This window comes from Kitasatospora sp. NPDC085464, assembly GCF_044541955.1.
In the GTDB taxonomy this organism is placed as follows: domain Bacteria; phylum Actinomycetota; class Actinomycetes; order Streptomycetales; family Streptomycetaceae; genus Kitasatospora.
In genome coordinates this window covers 1-22,230 of record NZ_JBITTM010000042.1, presented here as the reverse complement: position 1 = coordinate 22,230, position 22,230 = coordinate 1, and the positions used below count along the sequence as shown (strand labels likewise).

The window sequence follows — 22,230 nt, the reverse complement described above, 5'->3', positions numbered from 1 at the left end:
CACCCGTTGCCCGACGACCGGCCGGTCAGGCCGGGTGGCGCAGCTCCACGGCGGCCTGGACGATGTTGGCCTGGTGCTCGGCCTGGCGGGCCACCGGCAGCCAGGCCGGGCGGAAGCGCCGCTGGTAGCGGGCGCACCAGTCCTGCAGGAGGGCGTCGAGGCGGGCGGTGTCGCAGGCGGCGCGGGCTCCGGCGGGCTCGACGGCGCGGCGCAGCAGGGCGGCGGCGCGCACCGGGATGCGGTGCGCCCACAGGTCGATGCCGGCGAGTTTCGCGCGGGTCATGAGCCCCGGGCGCAGCAGGCGCCGGCCCAGGGCCCGGGGGTCCCATTCGTCGGCCAGCTGCCGGGAGGCGGCCAGCGGGGTGCGGGCGGCCCGGAGCAGGGCGGTGTCCTGGTCGGGCAGGTGGGGCAGGGCGGCGGTGAGCAGGTCGGCGAGCAGGGCGGTGCGGGTGCGCAGCCGGTCGGCGCTGGCGGTCAGGCGTTCGGGGGCGTCGTCGGCCGGGCGGGTGTCGCCGAGGCGGTCGCTGGTCCAGGCGGGCACCTCGACGATGACGGTCTGGCCGCCGTGGCGCTGCGGGGCGAACCAGGTGGAGGCCCGGACGCCGCCGGTGTCGTCGGGGCGGCGGGCGGGGTGGGGGGCGAGCATGCCGGTGCTGCTCTCCTGGCGGTCGATGTGGTGGGGTTCCATCAGGTAGACGCCGGGGCCGGACTCGCGCAGCCAGAAGGTGTCGTAGGTGCCGGTCTCGACCGGGATGCCGAGGGCGGCGGCGGAGGTGGCGAACGGGGCGGCGAGGACGGTCGGGTCGCAGGTGGCCTGGAGGAAGGTGCCGCCGACGTCCATGCTGTGCAGGGTGAACTGGAGGGTGGGGCGCAGTTCGTCGATCAGGTCGAGCAGGGTGCGGCTCTCCGGGAGGCGCGCGCCGATCGCCGGGGCCCATTCGGGCTGTTCCTCGGCGGCGGGGCGGTAGTAGCCGGCGAAGTACTCGGGCAGGGTGCGGGCGGTGAGGGCGCCGCGGGCGAGGTGGGCGCCGTCGGGGTCGAGGCAGAGCAGGAAGTTCCAGGTCGCGGCGGTGCGCAGGGCGGGGCGGGCGAGGACCCGGTGGGCGAGTTCGACGATGCTCGCGCGGCCGGCGAACTCGTCGGCGTGGGCGCCGGCGACGACCAGGACGTTGCGCTCGGGGCGGCCGGGGCGCTCGGCGCGGCCGACGGAGAGCAGGGTGAGCGGGCGGCCGGCGCGGGAGGCGCCGACGGTGCGCAGCCGGCACAGGTCGGGCCGGCGGTCGGTCAACTGCCGCGCGGTGTCGGTGAGTTCGGCGAGTGTGGGGCAGCGGTCGTGGATCAGTACGGCCCTGCCCGCGCCGGTCGTCGTGTCGGTGAGCATGCGGTTCCCCCTGTGGTCGTCTCCCCCGGGCTCGGAGAGTACGACGGACGGGGGCGGAGCGGGAGTTTGTGACACCCCCCGTGATCTGACATACCATCCGATGATCTTGATGACTGGGAACGGGGAGTTCGGCATGGCCGCGCACATCGGCGCCACCGCACGGGGGTTGGGCATCGGCATCGCATCGGTCGTGCTGGGGGGTGCGCTGACCGCCTGCGGTTCCGGCCCGCTCTCGGACCAGCTGGCCCCCGGTGCGCAGAAGTGGGCGGACTTCAAGACCGTGCTCGCCGACAAGGACACGGTCAAGCGCGCCCTGCCGGACTCCGCGGCGCTGCCCGGCTGGAAGGGCCACCGGCCCGACGTCTCCACCGAGGACGGCACCGACGAGGAGTGCCGGGGCTGCAAGATCGACGGCACCGTGGAGTTCGAGTCCGGCAGCGCCAAGGCCGCCTTCAAGGTCATCACCTTCGGCTCGGCCACCGAGGCGAGCGCGTACCTGGCGACCACCGCGGGCGAGTTCGAGAAGAAGGCCGACAAGGGCGCCACCAAGCTCTCGGTGCCGGCCGTCGGCAACGAGAGCGTCGCCTACACCGCCGCGTCCGGCGGCCGCCCGCGGAACGTCGTCCTGATGCGGGTGGGCACCACCTTCTCGGGCGTCATGGTGCAGGACTCGGCGGACACGGCCCGGCTCCAGGCGCTGGCGACGATGCTCGCCCGGCGGGTCGAGCAGGCCGCCGCGGGGCAGCCCGTCGACGCTGCGCTCGACGCCCGCTGAGCCGGCGGGCGGGGGCCACCCGTACGGCGGCCCCCGGCGGCGCGGCTGCCGGGCCGTCAGCGGCTGCGTCAGCGGCGACGGGCGGCGTAGGCGGCCGCGCCTCCGGCCGCGACCAGGAGCGCGGCGGCCACCGCGGCGGCGGTCAGCAGGCCGTCGTCCGGACCGGTGGCGGCCAGCGTCGGAGCGGGCGTCGGGGTCCGGGACGGCGTGGCCGGCCCGGTCGGGGACGGTACGGGGGCGGGGGCCGCACTCGTCGGGGCGGCAGTCGTCGGCCCGGCAGTGGTCGGGGCGGCAGTGGTGGGGGCGGGGGCCGTCGGGGTCGCCGGGCCGGCGGTGGGCTCGGGTGTGCAGGCCGTGCCGCCGTTCCAGGTGGCGACGGCCAGGCCGGAGAACGGCTCGTCCGGGTAGTGCGGCAGCGGGTGGTCGCTGTCGCTGCCGTCGTACTTCTCGCCGACCGTGTAGAGGGCCAACTCGCCGTAGCAGTGCGGCAGGTGGCCGGTGACGTCGAGGGTGTCGCGGTAGTGCTCGCGGGTGAGCGTGACGGTCGCCCAACCGAGGAAGGCCTGCCGGCCCGAGGTGGCCCAGGTCGGCCCCTGGGTCTCGTAGGAGCCCAGGGAGACGTGGTAGTCGCAGCCGGCGGCCGGCACGCCGGCCAGCCGGACCTGGACGGTGGCGGACTCGGCGGGCATGGTCGCGCCGGCCGTCCAGTGGGCGCCGCCGTCGACGGAGTACTGGACCGGCGCCCGCCCGCAGTCGGGGGCGGCGTGGGCGGCGGGCGCCGCGACGACGACGGCTCCGGCGCCCAGGGCGAGGGCGGTCAGCGAGAGGGCGGTCAGCGGGAGGGCGGTGCGCGCGGACGGGCGGCGCGGGTGCGGGTGCATCGGGAACTGCTCCTGGCGGGTGGATCGGGTACGGGTACGGGTTCGGGTTCGGGTACGGACGCGGGTCCGGGTACGGGTCTGGGTCCGGGTACGGGAAGGCCGCGGGGCGCTCACCGGGCGTCGGCCGCAGCCGGCGGGGCCTCCGACGCGGCGGCGGCCTCCGACGCGGCGGCGGGGTGCTCCCGGTGGCCGTCGCCCTCGATGTCGATGTGCGGCAGCAGGCGGTCGAGGAACCGGGGCAGCCACCAGTTCCCGTCGCCGAGCAGGACCATGGTGGAAGGGACCAGCAGGCCGCGCACCACGGTGGCGTCCAGGGCGACGGCGGTCGCCAGGCCGATGCCGAACATCTTGACGACCGGGTCGTCGGAGAGCAGGTAGCTGAGGAAGACCGCGACCATGATCAGGGCGGCCGAGCTGATGATCCGTCCGGTGGCGGTGAGGCCGGCCACCACGGCGCGGCGGTTGTCCCGCTCCCGCAGGTAGCCCTCCCGCACGGCGCTGAGCAGGAACACCTCGTAGTCCATCGACAGGCCGAACAGCACGGCGAACATCAGCAGGGGCACGTAGCCGGGGATCGGCACGGCGCCGTCCAGGCCGATCAGCCGGGCGCCGTGGCCGTGCTGGAAGACCGCGGTGAGCACGCCGTAGGCGGCGGCGACGGAGACCAGGTTCATCACCGCGGCCTTCACCGCGACGACCGGCGCGCGGAAGGCCAGCAGCAGGAGCAGGCCCGCGACGGTCAGGACGAAGCCGACGACCAGCGGCATGCGCTGCGCGATCCGCGCGTTGAGGTCCGCCTGGGCGGCGGGCGCGCCGCCGACGTGCGCCACCTGGCCGCTGCCGGCGGTGGCGGCGGGCAGCACGTCCGCGCGCAGCCGGCGCACGAGCGCGGCGGTGGCGGGGTCGGAGGGGGCGGTGGTCGGGGTGACCTGCCAGCGGACGGTGCGGCCGTCGGCGGCGAGCGCGGGCGGACTGACGGCGGCGACGCCCTCGGCCGTGCGCAGCGCGGCGGTCACGGCCGCGGCGCGCGGGTCGGCGGCTCCCCCGGTGGCCGGGGCGGGCAGCACGTCGACGACCTGGAGCGTGCCGTTGGCGCCCGGGCCGAAGGCCGCGGCCATCCGGTCGTAGGCGGTGCGGCTCATGCTCCCGGCGGCCTTGCTGCCCGCGTCGAGCTGGCCGAGGTGGAGGCCGGCGGCCGGGGCGGCGAGGGTGCCCAGCAGGGCCAGTCCGGCCAGCAGCAGGGGCCAGGGCCTGGCCGCGACCAGGGCGGCGATCCTCCCCCAGCCGCGCGGGCGCCCGGCGGGGGCGGGGGCGGCGGGCCGGGGGGTCAGGCGGGCGCCGAGCAGGACGAGGGTCGCGGGCAGGAGGGTGAGGTTCACGCCCAGCGCCGTCAGCACGGCGATCGCGGGGGCGAGCGCCAGGGCGTACAGCAGCGGCAGGCCGCCCAGGGCCAGTCCGGCGAGCGCGGCGACGACGGCGCTGCCGGCGAAGGCGACGGACTTGCCGGAGCCGGCGGTGGTGCGCACGGCGGCGTCCTCGACGCCGACCCCGGCGGCGCGCAGTTCCCGGAAGCGGGTGAGGCCGAAGAGGGTGTAGTCGATGCCGACGCCCAGGCCGATCATGGCGGCGATGGTCTCGCCGGCCTCGGGCACGTCCATCAGGTGGCCGGCCAGGCCGAGGACGGGCAGGGCGATGGCGAGGCCGACCACGCCGGCGAGCAGCGGCAGGGCGGCGGCGACGAGGCTGCCGAGGGTGAGGGCGAGGATCACCAGGGCGGTGCCGAGGCCGATGGCCTCGCTGCGCCCGGTGCTGCCCTTGTCGACGGCGGCGGCCAGGTAGCCGCCCGGGGTGACCTCGATGCCGGCGGCGGTGGCCGGGGCGGCCGCGGCGAGCACGGCGTCGGTCGTCGCGGGCGTCACGTCCCGTCCGGAGACGTCGAGTTCGATCGAGAGGTAGGCGGTGTGGCCGTCGGCGCTGACGGCGCCGGCGCCGGCCGGGTCGTAGGGCGTGGTGACGGCGACGACGTGCGGCACGGACGCGATGGCCGCGGACGCGCTGCGGACGGCGGCGGTGGCGGCGGGGGCGGTGAGCGGGTCGGCGCCGTCGGGGGTGTGCAGCAGGACGGGCTGCTTGCCGGAGGCCGGGGCGGGGAACGCGCGGTCGGCGATGTCCTTCGCGGCCTGGCTGTCGCTGCCGGGGATGGAGACGGCCTCGCTGGTGACGCGCCCGAAGGTGGCGAGGGCGGTGAGGGCGGCGGCGGCGAGCAGCAGCCAGGCCGCGAGGACGCGCTTGGGCCTGCGGGCGCACCAGCGCCCCACAGTGGTGAACATCGGCGGCGGACGGCCCTTCTCGTGCGGCGGGCGGCACGTGGGGGCCCCCGCCAAACTTATTGCACTCAGCGTGCAACGCGTACACTTGCACTCGCGGTGCAAGAATGTCAACGAGAGGTCGAGGGGCCCACGTGAAACGGACCGAGGCCGCCGCGCCCGTCCCCGACGGGCGCACGGAACGCGGACGGCAGACCCGCGAGAAGATCGCCGACGCGGTGCTGTCGCTGCTCGACGAGAACCAGGCGCACTTCCCCGCCGACAAGGTGGCCGAGCGGGCGGGCGTCTCGCGCCGGCTGGTCTTCCACCACTTCGCGGACATGGCCGAGCTGGCCGAAGTGGCCGTCAACCGGCGCCTGGAACAACTCGCGGCCCAGATCAGGCCGTTGCCCACCGAAGGGCCGCGCGAGGTGCGCGTGGCGGCGCTCACCGAACAGCGCGCGCGCATCCTGGAGGGCGTCACCCCGGCCAGGCTCGCCATCATGCGCCTGGAGAACCCCTCCCCGAGGGTCCAGGAGGCCGTCCGGCAGATGCTGGACTTCGCGCGCCTGCGGCTCACCCAGGTCTTCGCCGCGGAACTCGACCCGCTGCCCGAGCCCGCCCGCACGGACCTGCTCAACGGCCTGGACGCGGTGACCACATGGAGCACCTGGCACCACTGGCGCGGCTGCGGCCTGGACGTCGGACAGGCACGGCACACCATGGCCGCGACCGTGCACACCCTCCTCGCCGGCACCGGCGCCGACGCCGGGGCCGCTGCCGCCGCCGCGGCAGCGGCAGCGGCAGGGGCAGGGGCAGGGGCAGGGGCCGGGGCCGGGGCCGGCCCGGACGAGAGCACGGACGAGAGCACGGGCGCGGCCGGATGACCGCGGCCCCGCCGGTCGCGGGCGGCGACCGGCGGGGCCGGGCGGGCGATTCGTCCCACTGCGCCCTGGTTCACCCCTTGCGGGAGCGGGCACAAGAAGACACATGGGCACACGACGAGGCAGCGGACCGGACCGCGTGGTCGGCGCGGCCGAGGCACGGCGGCTGACCGAGGAGCTGCGGGCGGCGGTGGCGGATGCGCGCACCGCCGCCCTGGTGCTGACCGACCGGGTGCACGCCGCGCACGGCGGCCGGGTCTGGACGGCGCTCGGCTTCCCCTCCTGGGGCGCCTACGCGATGGCCGAGCTCGGCCTGTCCCGGCCGACGGCCTACCGGCTGCTGGACCTCGCGGCGGTGGCCGAGGCGATCGAGGCGACCGTCGAGCGCGAGGCCGGGCCCTCGCTCGCGCACACCTGGGACTCCTGGCCGGTGCTGTCCGTCCAGGCGGTCGTCGACCTGCGCGGCCGGCTGGCCGAGCTCTCCGACCTGATCGCCGAGCGGCTGGCCCGGGTGCGCGCCGAGGCCGGCGACGCACCGGCGGAGCCCGCCCTGGTCGGCGCCGCCGTCGCCGACGCCGTCACCGAACTGCGCGACCGCCCGGACGTCCCGCCCGTCGACCTCCAGGCCGTCCAGAGCCCCGACGGCCACGACGTCGAGGCCTGGCGCACCGTCGTCGCCCGCGGCCTGGGCGCGCAGCAGCGGCTGCTGGGCGGCTTCCGGGAGCTGGGCCTGCTCGCCCTGCGGGTCGCGCCGGGCTACGTCCCGGACCGCGACGCCGAGGGCGTGCTGCACCTGCTCGGCAAGGAGATCGGCAGCACCTGCGAGGAGCTGCTGGCCTGCCGCCGCTACGCGCTGACCGGCGACGCCCGCGCGGTCCAGGGCCGCTGAGGGCGGCGCGCCGAGGGGAACCGCCGGGGGCGCCGACGGTCACGGCCGGGACGGCGGGCCCTGCGGAGGGCGGGGCCGGTCCTGGGGCGGGCGGGGCATCTCGTCGGCGGCCCGGGGGTCCGGGACCTGCGGGTACCGGCCCGGCGCCTGCGCCACGGGCAGACGGGGCAGGGCGTACGGGTGGTGGTCGCGCAGGAAGCCGACCAGGTGCTCGCGCAGCTCGCAGCGCAGCTCGAAGGCGTCGGCACCGTTCGCCGCCGTGGCGAGCACCCTGACCACGATGGTGGTGGGGGTGGTGTCGACCACCTGCAGGGCGCTGCCCTCGCCGTCCCACAGCTCGTTCTTCGCCAGGAACGCGTCGAACTCCTCCCGCAGCAGGGCGACCGGGGCGTGGTGGTCGAGGTGGAGCAGCGCGGTGCCGGTGATCCGGCTGGAGCGGCGGGACCAGTTCTCGAAGGGGCGGCCGACGAAGTACGACATCGGCATCACCAGCCGCCGCTGGTCCCAGGTCTCGATCACCACCGCCGTCAGGGTGATCTCCTCCACCGTCCCCCACTCGCCCGCCACCACGACCACGTCCCCGATCCGGGCCAGGTCGCCGAAGGCCATCTGCACCCCGGCGAAGACGTTGGCCAGCGTGCTCTGGGCCGCCACACCGGCCACCACGCCGACCAGGCCGGCCGAGGCGAGCAGGCTCGTGCCGATGCCGCGCACCGCCGGGAAGGTCATCAGGACCGCGCCCAGCGTCACCAGGGCGACGATCGCCTGGCCGATCCGGCCGAGCAGGTCGGCCTGGGTGCGGGCGCGGCCGGCCCACACCGGGTCGCGCCGGTGCACCGCGAGCCGGAGGGCGCCGTCCGCGAGCAGCGCCACCACCCGGGCGCACAGCCAGCCGCCTGCGGCGATGGCCAGGATCACCGCCAGGTGGCGCAGCCCTTCGCGGGCGGCGGGCGGCGCGGCGACCCACGGGAGGGCGCCGAGCAGGAGCAGGCACGCCGTCAGCGCCAGGATCGGCATCCGGCACCGGCGCACCAGCCGCGGCACTCCGGTGGTGCTCCCGCGGGCGGCCAGCCGCCGCACCGCGAACTGCGCGATCCGGTCCAGGCCGTACGCGACGAGGAGCGCCGCGGCGCCCGCGAGGACCAGGCGTACCAGACTCCACCACATCGTCCGTTCTTCCCTCCTGCCCGGGCTCTCCCGCCGGGCGGCACATCCCCGGTACCGGCCGGGCTGCGCCGCCCGGCCTCGGTGTCGCCTGCTCGTCTGTCCCGGCGGGACGCGGGCATTCCTCCCGTTCCGCCCGGCCGGGCGCGGCAGGGCGACGGCGGGCGACAGCAGGACGGCGGGGCGGAGGTGGCGCGGCGGGGCGGCCGGGCGAAGGTGGTGGGTCCGGTCAGGTGCCGGTCAGGCGCCGGTCAGGCGCCGGTCAGGCGGGCGGCGTCGAACTCGGCCCAGATCGCCTTGCCCTGACTGTGCGGTTCGGCGCCCCAGCGGTCGGCGATGCGCTGCACGATGACCAGGCCGTGGCCGCCGGGCAGGGCCGGCTGGTGCGGCAGGCGCGGGGCGGGCATGGCCGGGCTGCGGTCGCTGACCTCGACCCGCAACCGGTCCGCGGCGGCGTCCAGGACCAGTTCCAGCGGGCCGTCGCCGTGCAGCATGGCGTTGGCCACGAGTTCGGCCACCAGCAGGGCCACGTCCGCGGCGACGTCCCCGTCCGGGCCCGCGTACCAGTCGCCGAGGGCGCTCAGGGTGAACGTCCTGGCGTGGGCGACCGGTTTGGGGAGCCCGGCCAGGGTCAGCCGCCGGCGCTGGCCGCCGGGGGGCAGCGCGGGCCCGGTCCGGTGGGGATCACCGTCCAGGGTTCCCCGGCTCATCGTCATGTGAGGGCACCCCTTCGGATCGACGGCGGTTGTCGCTTGGTCGGTTTCCCGGCGCTTTCGGGATTATGCACCGGCCCGGGCCCGGGTCGGGTCCGAACGGCGCGGCCCGCGCGGGACCGGCCGCAGGGGGACCCGGGCCTGCCGGGCTCAGGCCGTCAGGGCCGCCTCGACCGACGGGTGCAGGGAGAACACCGCCTGGGCGCCGGTCAGTTCGAGCACCCGCATGACGGTGGGGGACACCGCGGCCAGGTGCAGGGCCACCCCCTCCTCCCCCGCCGCGAGGCGGGTCTTGAGCAGCAGGTTCAGGCCGGAGGAGTCGCAGAAGCCCACCTGCGCGAGGTCGATCACCAGCGCCCGGGGGCGTTGTGCGACCAGGGCGGTGAGCGCGTCGGCGGCCGGCGCGAGCGTCTCGATGTCGAGGTCGCCCTCCAGTGCGCACACCAGCGCGCCGCCGGCGCCGGGGCGGGTCCGCACCGCGGGCTCCGTCCGGGGCGCGGCGGCCGCCAGGACGGTGTCCCGCCGGTCGTCGTCGGATGGCATCATCGTCGTCCCCTCCATGTCCGTGCCCTCCGACCTTAGGGAGGTCGCGCCCGTCGGCCAAGCAGGGGGGCGTGAACCGGCCCCGCTCCGGGCGGTTTCCCCGCGGCGCACGGTCAGGAGTCCTCCAGGCCCTCGCGCAGGCGTCGCAGGGTGCGGCTCAGAAGCCGGGAGACGTGCATCTGGGACAGCCCGAGGCGTTCGCCGATCTGGGACTGCGTCAGGTCCTCGCAGAAGCGCATCGAGAGGATGCGGCGTTCGCGCTCGGGCAGCGCGGCGACCAGCGGTTTGAGCGCCACCAGGTCCTCGACGAGGGCGAGGTCCCGGTCGTCCTCGCCGAGGCGCTCGCCCAGGGGGCCGGGGCGGTCGTCGTCGTCCGTGCCGGTGTCCAGGGAGCCCGCGGTGTGCGCGTTGGCGGCGGTCATGCCCTCGATCACCTCCTCCGGGGAGAGTCCCAGGCGGTCGGCGAGTTCGGCCACGGTGGGTGCGCGGTCCAGCTCCTGCGCCAGGTCCTCCTGGGCCCGGGCCAGGGTGATCCGCAGTTCCTGGAGGCGGCGCGGGACGTGGACGGCCCAGGTGGTGTCGCGGAAGTGGCGGCGGATCTCGCCGAGGACGGTCGGCACGGCGAAGGTGGTGAACTCGACGCCCAGGCCGGGGTCGAAGCGGTCGATGGCCTTGATCAGACCGACCGCGCCGACCTGCAGCAGGTCCTCCTGGGGCTCGCGGTGCGTGTGGAAGCGGCGGATCGCGAACCGCACCAGGGACAGGTTCATCTCCACCAGGGTGGCGCGGACGTAGGAGTACTCGCGCGTCCCCTCCTCCAGGGCGGCGAGGCGGCGCAGCAGCACCCGGGTGAGCTCCCGCGCGTCGGCCGGGGCGATCTGCCGCGGGTCGTCGACCGCGGCGAGTTGCGGCGGCAGCAGGTCCCGTGGCGCCGCGTCGGGCACGGCCGGACGGGACGACGGGGCGCCCGTCGACGGATCGGCGGAAACGGGCAGTTCACCAGTGGGCGTGACCATCGGATTCCCTTCCTCGTGTCGGCACGGTCGAACGCCCCGGATACCCGGTGCCCGCCGATCGATGCGGCCTCCCGGGGTGGAGGTTTCGTGAAACCCGTCCGCGAGGCGGGCGGGTGGTCGGCGAACCGCCCGCCCCGGCGCCGTACCCACTGGTACGTACCTGCCGCGCTCCCGGACGCCGTCAGGCCGTGGGGTGGTGGAGCTTGCGGGCGGCGGTGCGGATGGCCAGCGTGTACGGGGTGTCGAGGGCGCGGGTGGAGGCGTCGAGTTCGTCGAAGGGCACCAGGGCCCGGTGGGTGTCGTCGGTGGCCTGGGTCCAGGCGGTCCAGGCGTTGTGGACGTCCTCGTCGGTGACCGCTTCGCCCTTGGCCTGGAGCAGGACGGCGTAGATGCGGAACAGGTCGTCGGAGCCCGCGGGAGGTCTCGCCTCCGTGGGCAGGCAGTCGCGGATCAGGTCGGCGATCGGGTCGAGGTGGCTCATGGGGACAGTGTGCCGCTGACCAGGGTGCCGGTGAGGAGGATCAGGTGGGCCGCCGCGAAGACGACCGGCACGGCCCGCTCGGTGGTGCCGAGTTCGGTGTACTGCTTGTGCCAACGGCCGCGGCGGGAGGCGTTCCTGAGGGTGTCCCACTCGTCGGTGTAGATCCGCGCCGCGAGTTCGTCCTCCAGGGCGTTGATGACCTTGAACTTGGCGGCGTTGAGGTCCCGGTAGCTGCGCAGCTGCATCCACCAGGCGACGGAGAGGGTGATGCCGGCCAGCGCCACGGCCGTCGGCACCCACCACGGGGACTCGGAGAGCCGGGGTATGCCGAATCCGATCAGGGTGACCAGGGCGGTCTGCACGGACAGGAAGAAGGTGTTCGCGGTGCCCCGGCGGGCCGAGACGCGGTCGGCCATCTCCACGGCGAGCTTGTAGAGCTCCAGCAGTTCGCTCGGTCGGTCCGGCGGCGGCGGCACGGTCATCGCGGCTCCCTCGGTCGGGCGGGGCGGGCGAGACGGCGGGGGCGAACCGTTCGGGCACGGTGGCGCCCCGCCGTCACTGATGCGACGTCACTTCCCTTGCGGCGGGGCGTTCTACCGGCCGCGCGGGACCGGTCCGGCGACCGTGCGGCTCACGGCTCAGGCCGCGGGGACGGGCTCCAGGCGGTAGGCGTCGCCGTGGGTGCGGACGCGGCCGGCGGTGGGCGGGGCGAAGTGGGTGCCCAGCAGGAGGGTCCCGGTGTCGGCGAGCGAGGCGAGCAGGTCGTGGCGGGTGGCCCGGGAGCGCTCGGGGTCGATGTCGACGCAGGCGCCGACGCCGGGGTGGGCGAGCTGGACGGGGTGGTGGACGCAGTCGCCGGTGATCAGCGCGGTGCGGCCGCCGCTGGTCAGTTCGACGGCGACGTGGCCCGGGGTGTGGCCGGGGGTGGGCAGCAGGCGCAGGCCGGGGGCGACGGCGAGGCCCTCGGCGGGGACGTCGAGGACGTCGAGCAGGCCGGCCTGCTCGACCGGGAGGACGGAGTCCTCGAACATCTGCCGGCGCGCGTCCTCCATCGGGTATCCGGCCCAGAACTCCCGCTCGGTGCGGGAGGTGAGGTAGCGGGCGCCGGGGAAGGTGGGGACCCAGCGGCCGTCCACGCTGCGGGTGTTCCAGCCGACGTGGTCGGCGTGCAGGTGGGTGAGGATCACCAGGTCGACGGCGTCGGCGGGGAAGCCGGCGGCGGCCAGGCGCTGCTCGTAGTCGGTGTCCAGGTCGTGCCAGGCGGGGTTGGCGCGCTGCTTGCCGTTGCCGATGCCGGTGTCGACGAGGACGCGCAGGCCGCCCACGGTGAACGCGAAGGTGTGGCTGGCCAGGCGCAGCGTGCCGTCCGGGTCGGCGAAGTGGGGGTGCAGCCAGTCCTGACCGGTCACCAGCTCGGGGGTGGCGTCGGGCAGGAGCCAGGGGCCGGTCTCGCGGGGCAGGGCGATCTCGTCGATGCGGTGGACGGTGATGTCGCCGACGGTCCAGGTCGGGGCGGATGCGGATGCGGATGCGGGAGCGGGGGTGGCGGCGGGGGCGGACATGGGCTGCTCCTTCGGTGCGGGCGGCGGTCGGCGGGTGCCGGACCGATCTAAACGCAACGCGTTTGCGTTAGGAAGACGGTAGAACCTACAGTCACCTAAAGCAAACCGTTAGCTTTTGGAAGGGGAGGACCCATGCCCACCGACGACCTCACCCCGCCGGAGGCGGCCCGCCAGGCCGCCCGCGCCGGCGTCCCGCTGCCCGCCGACCGGCACGCCGCGGTCGCGGCCACCGCCGAGCACATCCGCTCGGTGGTCGCCGTCCTGCGGGAGCTGGACCTCGCGGACACCCCGCCGGCCGCCGCCTACCGCGCGGTGCCCGACCACGGCACGGAGGTGGCGTGATGCAGCCGTACGAGCTGTCACTGGCCGCCGCCGCGCGGGAGATCGGCGCCCGGCGCCTGTCCCCCGTCGACCTGGTGGAGTCGGTCCTCGACCGCATCGAGCACGTCGAGCCCGGCCTCGGCGCCTACGCCGAGGTCACCGCCGAACGGGCGCGCGAGGGGGCGCGCGAGGCGGAACGGGAGATCGCCCGCAGCGGGCCGCGCGGGCCGCTGCACGGCGTCCCGGTCGCCCTCAAGGACCTGATCGACGTCGCGGGACTGGCCACCGGGGCCGGCTCCCTGGTCCGCGAGGGCCACCGCGCGGACGCCGACGCCACCGTGACCGCCCGGCTCGCGGCGGCCGGCGCCGTCCTCGTCGGCAAGACCCACACCCACGAGTTCGCGTACGGCCTGGTCACCCCGCGGACCCGCAACGCCTGGGACCGCGAGCGGATCGCCGGCGGCTCCAGCGGCGGCTCGGCGGCCGCCGTGGCCGCGGGCGCGGCACCCTTCACCCTGGGCACCGACACCGGCGGGTCGATCCGGGTGCCCGCCGCGCTCAACGGCGTCGTCGGCCTCAAGCCCACCTACGGGCTGATCCCCCGCCACGGCGTCACCCCGCTGTCCTGGTCGCTGGACCACGTCGGACCGCTCACCCGCACCGCCGAGGACGCCGCCCTCGTGCTGGCCGCCCTGGCCGGCCACGACCCGCGCGACCCCGCCTCGCTCGACGTCCCCGCCCCCGACCACCGGCCCCACCCGGACGACGACCTGACCGGCCTTCGCGTCGGCGTGCCGCGCACCTACTACTTCGACCGCGTCACCGAACCGGTGGAGAGCGCCGTCCGCCGGGCCCTCCGACACCTGGCGGAGCTCGGCGCCACGCTCGTCCCGGTCGACATCCCGCTCACCCGCTACATCCGGGCCACCCACTGGGGCCTGATGGTCCCCGAGGCGACCGCCTACCACGAAGCCGCCCTGCGCTCGGCGCCCGAACGCTACGGGGAGGACGTCCGCGTCCTGCTGGAAGCCGGGGCGCTGATGAGCGCCACGGACCACCTGCGCGCCCAGCGCGCCCGGACCCTCATGCGGCAGGAGTGGGCGCGGCTGTGGGAGCAGGTCGACGTGATCGCCGCCCCGGCCGTCCCGATGACCGCCGTGCCGGCCGGCCAGGAGAGCGTCGAGTGGCCCGACGGCACCACCGAGAGCGTCCCCGACGCTTACGTCCGGCTGTCCGCCCCCGCCAACATCACCGGCGCACCCGCCCTGTCCCTGCCCGTCGGCCACGACCCGGCCGGGCTGCCGATCGGCATGCAGCTGCTCGCCCGCCCCCTGGGCGAACGCACCCTGCTGCGGGTCGCCCAGGCCCACGAGCGCACCCGCCCGGTCCGCACCCTCGCCCCGGCCGCCGGCTGACGGGCCCGGGCGGGGCCGCGGGAACCGGACCGGGCGGGGAGAGCCGGGCGGCCGGGGGTGGCGCCGGACCGGGCTAAACGCAACGGCTGCGCTTTAAGATGGCCCCATGAGTGGCAGGCAGATGGTGCGCCCCGGCGGGCGCAGCGCCCGGGTCCAGGCGGCGGTGCACACCGCCGTGCGCGAGCTGCTGGCGGAGGCGGGCCGGGACGGGCTGACGGTGCCGATGGTCGCCCAGCGGGCCGGGGTCACCCCCTCGACGGTCTACCGCCGCTGGGGCGACCTGCAGGAGCTGCTGTCGGACGTCGCGGTGGAGCGCCTGCGGCCCGACACCGCGCCGGCGGACCACGGCGACCTGCGGCGCGACCTGACGGCCTGGGCCGAGCAGTTCCTCGACGAGATGGCCTCCCCCGCGGGCCGCGCCTACGTGCGCGACGCCCTGCTCGGCGACCCGGACGGCGGCAACGCCGGCCGGTGCTCGGCCTACGCCGCCGACCAGCTCGACACCCTGTTCGCCCGCGCCCGCGAACGCGGGGAGCAGCCGCCCGGGGTCGAGGAGGCGATGGACCGCGTCGTCGCCCCGTTGATGTACCGGATCCTCTTCCGCCCGGCCGGGCTCGACGCCGCGTACGCCGGCCGGCTGGTCACCGTCCTCCTCGACGCCTGACCCGCCGCCGGCCGGGGACGCGTACCGCGCCCGGCCGGGGTCAGCAGGGCCCCCGGCCGTACACCCCGGCCGTCGCCGTCGCCGTGGCCGTGGCCCGCGCCGGCGTGGCCGCTGCCGCTGCCCCGGGGGCCGCCGTGGCCGGGAGGGCCCGCAGGGCCGCCAGGGCGCCCGCCTCGCCCTCGCCGTACTGGTGGGCGCGGGCGGCGCGGACGGCGGCTTCGAGGTGGAGGGCGGCTTCCTCCGGGTGGCCGGTGGCGGCGAGGGCGCGGCCGTAGAGGGTCTGCAGCAGGACGCGGCGGGCGGCGGGGAAGGGCGGTTCGGCGACGGCCAGGCCGCGGGAGGCGTGGTGGGCGGCGTCCTCGGGGGCGCCGGCGCTCAGGCACTCCTGGGCGAGGTGCTGGCGGGCGAGGGCGACCAGGTCCGCGCGCCCGGCCCGCTCGGACAGCGAGAGGGCGCGCACCAGCAGGCCGCGGACCCGCGCGTTGGGACCGTAGCGGCCGAGGGCGACGGCCAGGTTCATCAGGGCGACGGCCTGGGCGGTGCCGTCACCGGCCCGGGCGGCGAGGTCGGGGGCGCGTTCCAGGTGGACGAGGGCCTGCTCGTGGCGGCCCTCCTCCAGCAGGACCCAGCCGAGCAGGGCGCGGGCGCGGGACTGGGCGGCCGGGTCGTCGTCGGCCTCGGCGGCGGCCAGGCCGTGTTCGAGCAGCGGCACCCAGCCGTCCCGGACCTGCCACACGATCAGCGGCCACTGCAGCAGGACCAGGCGCCAGGCCCGGTCGTGCAGTCCGGCCGCGACCGCCGCCTCGACCGCGCCGCGCAGGGTGTCGCGCTCGGCGGCGTACCAGGCGAGCGCGCTCGCACGGTCCGGGAAGGGGCGGACGTCGGCGGGGCGCCGGGTGCCGGGCGGCAGGGTGCAGCAGGGTTCGCTGCCCGGTTCGGCGGCGTCGCAGGCGGCGACCAGGGTGTTCAGCAGGTGGTCGAGCAGGCGCGGCAGCACCTCGTCGTCGACGTCGCCGGGCAGGCTGCGGGCGTAGAGGCGGACGAGGTCGTGGAGGGCGTAGGCGTCGCGGCCGATCTCGACGAGGAGGTGGGCGGTGGCGAGCCGGCCGAGGGCGCCGGAGGCCTCGGCGGGGCTGCAGTCGGCGAGGGCGGCGGCGGTGCGGCTGTCGAGGGTGGTGCCGGTGTGGGTGCCGAGGCGGTGGAACATCCGGCGGGCGGAGCCGGGCAGGTGCTGGACGGTGAGGGCGAGGGCGGCGGCGACGCTGGTGTCCTCGACGTCGAGGATGCCCAGCCGGCCCTGTTCGTCGGCCAGTTCGTCGGCGAGGCCGGCCAGGTCGCGGGCCGGGCCGGTGGCGACGCGGGCGGCGGCCAGGCGTAGGGCGAGCGGCAGGCCGTCGCACAGGCCGGCCAGGCGGGCGGCGGCTTCGGGTTCGGCGGCGACCAGGTCGGCGCCGAGGGTGGCGGCGAGCAGGGTGACGGCCTGTGGCGGTGACAGTTCGGCGAGCGGGACGGGGCGGGCGGCGTCGGAGGCGACCAGGCCGCCGAGCCGGTCGCGGCTGGTGACCAGGGTGATGCAGCCGTCGCCGTCGGGCAGCAGCGGGCGGACCTGGTCGGAGCGGCGGGCGTTGTCCAGGACGATGAGCATCCTGCGCTCGGCGGTCAGTTCGCGGTAGCGGGCGGCCAGGGCTTCGGGGGTCGCGGGCATCTGCTCGGCGGGCAGGCCGAGGCCGAGCAGCAGTTCGCGCAGGACGGCGGGGGTGGAGCGTTCGGGCAGCGGGCTGTGGCCGCACAGGTCGACGAACAGCCGGCCGTCGGGGAAGTCGCCTTGGCGGCGGTGGGCCCAGTACAGGGCGAGGGTGGTCTTGCCGACGCCGGCGCCGCCGGTGACGACGGCGATCGCGCCGGGGCCGGCGGTGGCCCGGTCGAGCGCGGCCAGTTCGTCCTCCCGGCCGGAGAAGCCGCGCGGGCGGCGGGGGAAGGGCCAGGGCGTGGCGCGCGGCGGGCGGGGCGCGGGGGCCGGCCCGGCGGCGGCGGGGACGGGGACGGGCGGCGCGACCGGGGCGGCCGGGGCGGGAGTGGCCGGGGTGGCCGGGGCAGGGGTGGGTGCGGGGGCGGCGGTGCCGCGTACGGGCTCCAGGGCGGGTGCGGCGGTGCCCCGTACGGGCGCCGGGGTGTCGGCGCAGGACGGGCCGCCGACGGTGGGCACCCGCGGCGGCGGGACCCGGCCGGGCCGCAGGGCGGCGGCGTCGGTGCGCAGCAGGGAGTCGTAGGCCTCGACGAGTTCGGGGCCGGGGTCGATGCCCAGTTCCTCGGCCAGGGCCCGGCGGGTGCGGTGGAACCAGTCGAGCGCCTCCGAGCGCCGTCCGGCCCGGCCGAGCGCCAGGACGAGCGCGGTGACCAGCGGTTCGCGCAGCGGGTTCATGGTGGCCTCGGTGGACAGCACGCCGGCCGCCGCGCCGTGGTCGCCGAGCCGGCCGTGGGCGCGGGCCAGTTCCTCGACGGCGGCGAGGCGCAGTTCCTCCAGGGCGTGCGCGGCGCACTGCAGCGGGACGCTGGGGGCGGTGCCGGCGAGTGCGGGGCCGCGCCACAGCGCCAGTGCTTCCTGGAGCGCGGCGATCGTGTCGGCGGTGTCGGGGGTCGACCGGGCGGAGCGCAGGAGGTGTTCGAAGCGGGCGGTGTCCACCGCGAGTTCGGGCACCCGCAGCTGGTAGGCGCCGCCGTCGGTGACCAGTTCGACGCCGCCGTCGGGCGCGCCGTGCGCGGCGAGCAGGGCGCGCAGGCCCGATATGTGGTTGTGGATGACGGTGCGTGAGTGCCGGGGCGGTTCCTCGTCCCAGAGGGTCTCGGTGAGGCGGTCGACGGTGACCGGCGCGCCGGGGTTCAGCAGCAGCATGGCCAGCAGGCTGCGGCGCTTGGCGGACCCGGTCGGCAGCTCCCGACCGTCCGGGGCCACCGCGGCCACCGAGCCCAGCAGTCGGAAATCCAAGACCCGCCCCTCATTCATGTGACAAGCATATGACGACGGACGGCATGTCGATCACGGGAGCCGCCCGGGCGGCGGGACGCCGCCCGCCGGATGACCGAAGCGTGCGCGGTGATCCGTCCCGGCCGCCAGCGGTCCCGGGCGGTCCGGGACGCCGGAACGCCCGGGCAGGCTCTGACCAGGCATGATGCCGGGCCCCTGGAACGCACGGACGGGACGCGGCGATTCGGCGGAACACCCGGCGGCCACCAGAATGGTGCGGAACATTACCCGGAAGTACAGAGAAAGCGATACCTCATCATGGATCTCGGCGTGCGCTGGAAGCTGCACGGTGACGGGCGCACGCCCGCACCGGGGGCGGTGGTCCGCCCCGACGAACGGCTCTCCTGGCCCCGTACCGCAGGACTGGGCGCCCAGCACGTGGTGGCGATGTTCGGGGCCAGCTTCGTGGCGCCCGTCCTGATGGGGCTCGACCCGAACCTCGCGATCATGATGTCGGGCGTGGCGACCGTGATCTTCCTGCTGGCCACCCGCGGCCGGGTGCCCAGCTACCTGGGCTGCTCGCTGTCCTTCGTGGGCGTCGCCGCGGTGATCCGGGCGCAGGGCGGCACCAGCGCGACGGTGACCGGCGCGGTGTTCGTCGTGGCCGCGGTGCTGTTCCTGGTGGGCCTGGCGGTCCAGCGGTTCGGGGCGCGGATCATCCACGCGGCGATGCCGCCGATCGTCACCGGCGCGGTCGTCATGCTGATCGGCTTCAACCTGGCCCCGGTGACGGCCTCGACGTACTGGCCGCAGGACCAGTGGACGGCCCTGCTGGTGATGTTCTTCACCGGGCTGGCCGTGGTGGGCCTGCGCGGCTTCTGGTCGCGGGTGGCGATCTTCCTGGGGCTGGTCTTCGGGTACGGGATCTCCTGGCTGTTCGACCGGGTCTTCGGGAAGATCCACTCGGTGGACGCGAGCGGCCACCTGACCGACCACTGGCGGCTGGACCTGTCGGGCGTCGGCAACGCCGACTGGGTCGGCCTGCCCACCCTGCACGGCCCGTCCTTCCAGTGGTCCGCGATCCTGGTCGCGCTGCCCGTGGTGATCGCGCTGGTCGCGGAGAACGCCGGACACGTCAAGGCCGTCGGCGAGATGACGGGCGCGAACCTGGACGACAAGCTGGGCACCGCGATCTCGGCGGACGGCGTGGCCTCCATGCTCTCCACCGCCGTCGGCGGCCCGCCCAACACCACGTACTCGGAGAACATCGGCGTGATGGCCGCGACCCGGGTCTACTCCACCGCCGCGTACTGGGCGGCGGCCGGCTTCGCCCTGCTGTTCGGCATCTGCCCGAAGTTCGGCGCCGTCGTCGCCGCGATCCCCGGCGGAGTACTGGGCGGCATCACCGTCATCCTGTACGGCATGATCGGCCTGCTCGGCGCACAGATCTGGACCAAGTCCGGGGTGGACCTGCGCAATCCGCTCAACCTGGTGCCGGCCGCGGCGGGCATCATCATCGGCATCGGCAACGTGACGCTGAAGTTCACCGACACCTTCAGCCTCAGCGGCATCGCCCTCGGCACCCTGGTGGTCATCACCGGCTACCACGCGCTGCGGGCGCTCGCCCCCGCCCACCTCAAGACGCAGGAGCCGCTGCTGGACGAGGGCACCTCCTCGTACGACGAGCAGGCCGCCGAGGGCGGCAGCTGACGGCTCGCGAGGACACGGGCGGAAGTGGCCCCGGGGTTACTTCCGCCCGTGTTTCCGCCTGGTCCGCGGGCCCGACGGATGGTCGAATCGCTGCGTACGCCCACGCCGACCGTCCGACCCCCGGGAGAGGCATGTCCGACCTGACCGACCGCCGCAAGCTCGCCTACGGGAGCGTGGCAGCCGCCGTGCTCGCACTCTCCTGGGCCTCGGTGACCCCCAGCAGCGCGGCGGGGCAGGTCCTGTGGACCCCGAACACCGGCAAGGGGGCGTCCTCCTTCGCCGCCGTGCAGTGCGCCTCGGGCAACTTCAAGGTCGTGAACGACGCCGCCAAGGGCAAGGTGTGGCGGGCCTACCAGGCCGCCGGGCAGGAGCGCTGCGAGACGCTGAGCCCCGACCTGAAGAAGGGTGACACCTTCTACCTGGGCTGGTCGTCCAAGGTGGACATCAAGGACGCCAACAGCCGGTACGTCTTCCAGCTGAAGTGCGACCCCAGCACGGACACGGCCAACCACCCGATCGAGATCGACGCGACCAACGGCCGCATCCGGCTGCAGGAGTGGGACACCGACCACGTCTCGCACACACTGTGGACCGCCCCGACGGCCAACGGCCAGTGGCATTCCTACGCGCTGAAGATCCGCCTGGGCCGCACCGACGGAACGATCGACTTCTGGTTCGACGGCAAGAAGCAGACCTTCACCACCGGCTCGGGCACCTTCAAGGGCACCACCTGGGACGGCAACCGCAACTACCTCAAGTGGGGCTCGTACCACGAGTCCACGGGCGACGCCACGAACACCTTCACCAGCCCGGTGATGGCGACCACGCTGGAAGCCGCCACCGCCGGCTCGTAAAGGGGGGCGCGGAAACGTCCGCAGGCCCGGACCGCATGTGGGAGCGGCCCGGGCCTGCGGCATGTCAGGCCTGCTCGTGCTCCGCTTTCCACTCCCGCGTCCGGCGCTGCATCTCCTCCAGCATGGCCATGGTCTCGGGGTAGACCGGGGCCGTGCTCTCTGCGACAACCAGCGGCAGCTGCCGTGCCGCCGGGAGCAGTTCGTCGTAACGAGGATCCCCCGGAACGAACTTGTGCCACCCGTCGTAGAAGAACCCCTCCGGCGCCTTTCCGCCGTACCGCTGCCAGATCGTGACGCCATCGGCATCAAGCATCGGGTTCCCGGTGACGTGATAGGTCTCGGAATCAGAATGCTCGCTCAAAGTAACCCTCCGGAATCTGCGCCGCCCCGCGGCTTGCGCGGCATTACCTGCGAACAAACCGGTCCCACGGAGGCTCCGCTACTGCCCGGCGTCCCGCTCGCGTGTCTTGCGCCGCATCTCCTTCAGCTTGGCCAAGGTCTCGGGGTGTACCGGGGCCTTGCTCTCCGCGACGACCAGCGGATACTGCCGTGCCACCGGAAGCAGCTCGTCGTAGCGCGGATCCCCCGGCACGAACTTGTGCCACCCGTCGTAGAAGAAACCCTCCGGAGCCTTTCCGCCGTACTGCTGCCAGATCGTGACGCCATCGGCGTCGAGCCTCGGGTGCCCGGTGACGTGGTAGCTCTCAGATTGCTCAGAATGCTCGCTCAAAGTAACCCTCCAGAATCTGCGCCGCCACGCGGTCGCCGTAAGTGAATTGGTCCAGCGTCCCTGCAGTCCAGTGATTGAACGCCTCGGCGAAGTACTCGTGCGACTGGCGACGGTACTCATCCAAATGTGGATTGTTGCCGATCCGGTCCAGGGCCTGCTGTCGCACATGCAGCCACTCCGGCTGGCGACTCAAATTGCCGTAGGCCTCATCGACCGCGTGCCCGAACTCATGGACCGCAACACTAGTGGGTGTCTCGGCAGTTGAATTGACCAGGAGTCTACGCTGGCCGGGTACGTACATACCAGGTATGTATTCTGCCGGCGACGTGCCTCCGACCGGGTTCACGCCGGCGAGATGATAGCCGCCCGGAAGCTGCGTGATGGGCCTGGGGCCGATGCTGACCCCGCCGCCCGGCACCTCTTTCAGATGCTCCCAGACCTTGTCGAAGATAGGGCCCGGCACGCGTGCCAGCTCCGTTTCCACCTTGTCGATGCTCGGGTGATCCTCGATGTACTCAAGCGGCACCTTGCCGGGCATCGGCAGCTCGACTGGCTTGGCATGCCTCGGGCCGCGTGGAACGTTCTCGCCGGGACGTCCGCGCGGTCCTGCCGCGCCGCCGGCGGCGCCGACGACGACGTCGAGGGGCATGACGGGCCCGGTCTTGAACTCGGCGTCGTAGCCGATGCTGAGGCCGGCGCCGGTGATCATGCGCCCGGGGACGGTGTCGGCGGCGTTGGCGGCCTTGGCCAGGCCGGCGAGGACGACCGACGCGCTCTCGGCGCGCTCGGCGGCGTTGACGACGACGCGGCCGCCGGCGCCGAGGCCGCCGCCGGCCGCACCCATGATGCCGCCGGTCTCGGCCGAGTCGGCGGCCTCGGTGAGGCTGTAGCCGCCGTCACCGAAGAACTCCACCCGGATCGGCTGAGCCACGGCGACGTCCACGGCGATCGCCTCGACCGCACCGAACACGGCACC

The 22,230-nt window shown here is 75.3% G+C and carries 22 protein-coding genes; 8 read left to right on the top strand and 14 right to left on the bottom strand.

Annotated elements, in window-relative coordinates:
* Positions 1-25: 25 nt before the first annotated feature.
* Positions 26-1,381, bottom strand: a complete 1,356-nt coding sequence (locus ACIGG8_RS31730) for a M14 family zinc carboxypeptidase (RefSeq protein WP_396552140.1) — start codon at positions 1,379-1,381, stop codon at positions 26-28.
* A 109-nt stretch (positions 1,382-1,490) separates the two neighbouring features.
* Between ACIGG8_RS31730 and ACIGG8_RS31725 the strand changes: the two genes are divergently transcribed.
* A complete protein-coding gene (locus ACIGG8_RS31725) occupies positions 1,491-2,156 on the top strand; it encodes a hypothetical protein (RefSeq protein WP_396552139.1) in 666 nt (221 codons plus the stop codon).
* 68 nt (positions 2,157-2,224) lie between these two features.
* Here the strand turns inward: ACIGG8_RS31725 and ACIGG8_RS31720 are convergent, their stop codons facing one another.
* Complete coding sequence (locus ACIGG8_RS31720; protein ID WP_396552138.1) at positions 2,225-3,037, bottom strand: hypothetical protein; 813 nt, start codon at positions 3,035-3,037, stop codon at positions 2,225-2,227.
* A 110-nt stretch (positions 3,038-3,147) separates the two neighbouring features.
* The gene (locus ACIGG8_RS31715; RefSeq protein ID WP_396552137.1) at positions 3,148-5,367 is read right to left on the bottom strand and encodes an MMPL family transporter; all 2,220 of its coding nucleotides are present in this window, start codon (positions 5,365-5,367) and stop codon (positions 3,148-3,150) included.
* Positions 5,368-5,498: 131 nt separating this feature from the next.
* Here ACIGG8_RS31715 and ACIGG8_RS31710 point away from each other — a divergent pair, with 131 nt between their 5' ends.
* Together ACIGG8_RS31710 and ACIGG8_RS31705 are read left to right on the top strand one after the other, a co-directional pair.
* Complete coding sequence (locus ACIGG8_RS31710; protein ID WP_396552136.1) at positions 5,499-6,230, top strand: TetR/AcrR family transcriptional regulator; 732 nt, start codon at positions 5,499-5,501, stop codon at positions 6,228-6,230.
* Positions 6,231-6,333: 103 nt separating this feature from the next.
* Positions 6,334-7,116, top strand: a complete 783-nt coding sequence (locus ACIGG8_RS31705) for a hypothetical protein (protein ID WP_396552135.1) — start codon at positions 6,334-6,336, stop codon at positions 7,114-7,116.
* A 39-nt stretch (positions 7,117-7,155) separates the two neighbouring features.
* Here ACIGG8_RS31705 and ACIGG8_RS31700 read toward each other — a convergent pair whose 3' ends face one another.
* The 7 genes from ACIGG8_RS31700 to ACIGG8_RS31670 form a co-directional block, all read right to left on the bottom strand.
* On the bottom strand, positions 7,156-8,283 hold the full coding sequence (locus ACIGG8_RS31700) for a mechanosensitive ion channel family protein (protein ID WP_396552134.1): 1,128 nt from the start codon (positions 8,281-8,283) through the stop codon (positions 7,156-7,158).
* A gap of 248 nt (positions 8,284-8,531) precedes the next feature.
* On the bottom strand, positions 8,532-8,996 hold the full coding sequence (locus ACIGG8_RS31695) for an ATP-binding protein (protein ID WP_396552133.1): 465 nt from the start codon (positions 8,994-8,996) through the stop codon (positions 8,532-8,534).
* Positions 8,997-9,143: 147 nt separating this feature from the next.
* Positions 9,144-9,539 carry an STAS domain-containing protein gene (locus tag ACIGG8_RS31690; protein WP_396552132.1) on the bottom strand — a complete coding sequence of 132 codons (396 nt, stop codon included), beginning with the start codon at positions 9,537-9,539 and terminating at the stop codon, positions 9,144-9,146.
* Between the two features lie 110 nt (positions 9,540-9,649).
* Positions 9,650-10,552 (bottom strand): SigB/SigF/SigG family RNA polymerase sigma factor, encoded by a 903-nt coding sequence (locus tag ACIGG8_RS31685; RefSeq protein ID WP_396552131.1) that lies wholly within the window; start codon positions 10,550-10,552, stop codon positions 9,650-9,652.
* A gap of 181 nt (positions 10,553-10,733) precedes the next feature.
* A complete protein-coding gene (locus ACIGG8_RS31680) occupies positions 10,734-11,033 on the bottom strand; it encodes a hypothetical protein (protein ID WP_396552130.1) in 300 nt (99 codons plus the stop codon).
* Positions 11,030-11,515, bottom strand: coding sequence for a hypothetical protein (locus ACIGG8_RS31675; RefSeq protein WP_396552129.1), 486 nt, complete (start codon positions 11,513-11,515; stop codon positions 11,030-11,032). Before ACIGG8_RS31675 ends, ACIGG8_RS31680 begins: the two co-directional genes overlap by 4 nt.
* A 156-nt stretch (positions 11,516-11,671) precedes the next feature.
* The gene (locus tag ACIGG8_RS31670) at positions 11,672-12,595 is read right to left on the bottom strand and encodes an MBL fold metallo-hydrolase (protein ID WP_396552128.1); all 924 of its coding nucleotides are present in this window, start codon (positions 12,593-12,595) and stop codon (positions 11,672-11,674) included.
* Between the two features lie 132 nt (positions 12,596-12,727).
* On the opposite strand from ACIGG8_RS31670, the gene ACIGG8_RS31665 reads away from it, so the two are divergent.
* From ACIGG8_RS31665 to ACIGG8_RS31655, 3 genes are all read left to right on the top strand, one after another.
* Entirely contained in the window at positions 12,728-12,937 is a 210-nt protein-coding gene (locus tag ACIGG8_RS31665) for a hypothetical protein (RefSeq protein WP_350519530.1), read from the top strand.
* Positions 12,937-14,331, top strand: a complete 1,395-nt coding sequence (locus ACIGG8_RS31660) for an amidase (RefSeq protein WP_396552127.1) — start codon at positions 12,937-12,939, stop codon at positions 14,329-14,331. The genes ACIGG8_RS31665 and ACIGG8_RS31660 overlap by 1 nt, the downstream gene beginning before the upstream one ends.
* A gap of 106 nt (positions 14,332-14,437) precedes the next feature.
* On the top strand, positions 14,438-14,995 hold the full coding sequence (locus ACIGG8_RS31655; protein ID WP_396552126.1) for a TetR/AcrR family transcriptional regulator: 558 nt from the start codon (positions 14,438-14,440) through the stop codon (positions 14,993-14,995).
* A gap of 40 nt (positions 14,996-15,035) precedes the next feature.
* Here the strand turns inward: ACIGG8_RS31655 and ACIGG8_RS31650 are convergent, their stop codons facing one another.
* A complete protein-coding gene (locus ACIGG8_RS31650; protein WP_396552125.1) occupies positions 15,036-17,981 on the bottom strand; it encodes a BTAD domain-containing putative transcriptional regulator in 2,946 nt (981 codons plus the stop codon).
* Between the two features lie 297 nt (positions 17,982-18,278).
* On the opposite strand from ACIGG8_RS31650, the gene ACIGG8_RS31645 reads away from it, so the two are divergent.
* Both ACIGG8_RS31645 and ACIGG8_RS31640 read left to right on the top strand, forming a co-directional pair.
* Entirely contained in the window at positions 18,279-19,670 is a 1,392-nt protein-coding gene (locus tag ACIGG8_RS31645; protein ID WP_396552124.1) for a uracil-xanthine permease family protein, read from the top strand.
* 131 nt (positions 19,671-19,801) lie between these two features.
* Complete coding sequence (locus ACIGG8_RS31640; protein WP_396552123.1) at positions 19,802-20,524, top strand: hypothetical protein; 723 nt, start codon at positions 19,802-19,804, stop codon at positions 20,522-20,524.
* Between the two features lie 64 nt (positions 20,525-20,588).
* Here the strand turns inward: ACIGG8_RS31640 and ACIGG8_RS31635 are convergent, their stop codons facing one another.
* The 3 genes from ACIGG8_RS31635 to ACIGG8_RS31625 form a co-directional block, all read right to left on the bottom strand.
* The gene (locus ACIGG8_RS31635) at positions 20,589-20,837 is read right to left on the bottom strand and encodes a hypothetical protein (RefSeq protein ID WP_396552122.1); all 249 of its coding nucleotides are present in this window, start codon (positions 20,835-20,837) and stop codon (positions 20,589-20,591) included.
* 126 nt (positions 20,838-20,963) lie between these two features.
* Positions 20,964-21,254, bottom strand: coding sequence for a hypothetical protein (locus tag ACIGG8_RS31630; protein WP_396552121.1), 291 nt, complete (start codon positions 21,252-21,254; stop codon positions 20,964-20,966).
* On the bottom strand, positions 21,238-22,230 hold a 993-nt coding region (locus ACIGG8_RS31625; RefSeq protein WP_396552120.1), incomplete at its 5' end, for a hypothetical protein. The genes ACIGG8_RS31630 and ACIGG8_RS31625, both read right to left, overlap by 17 nt.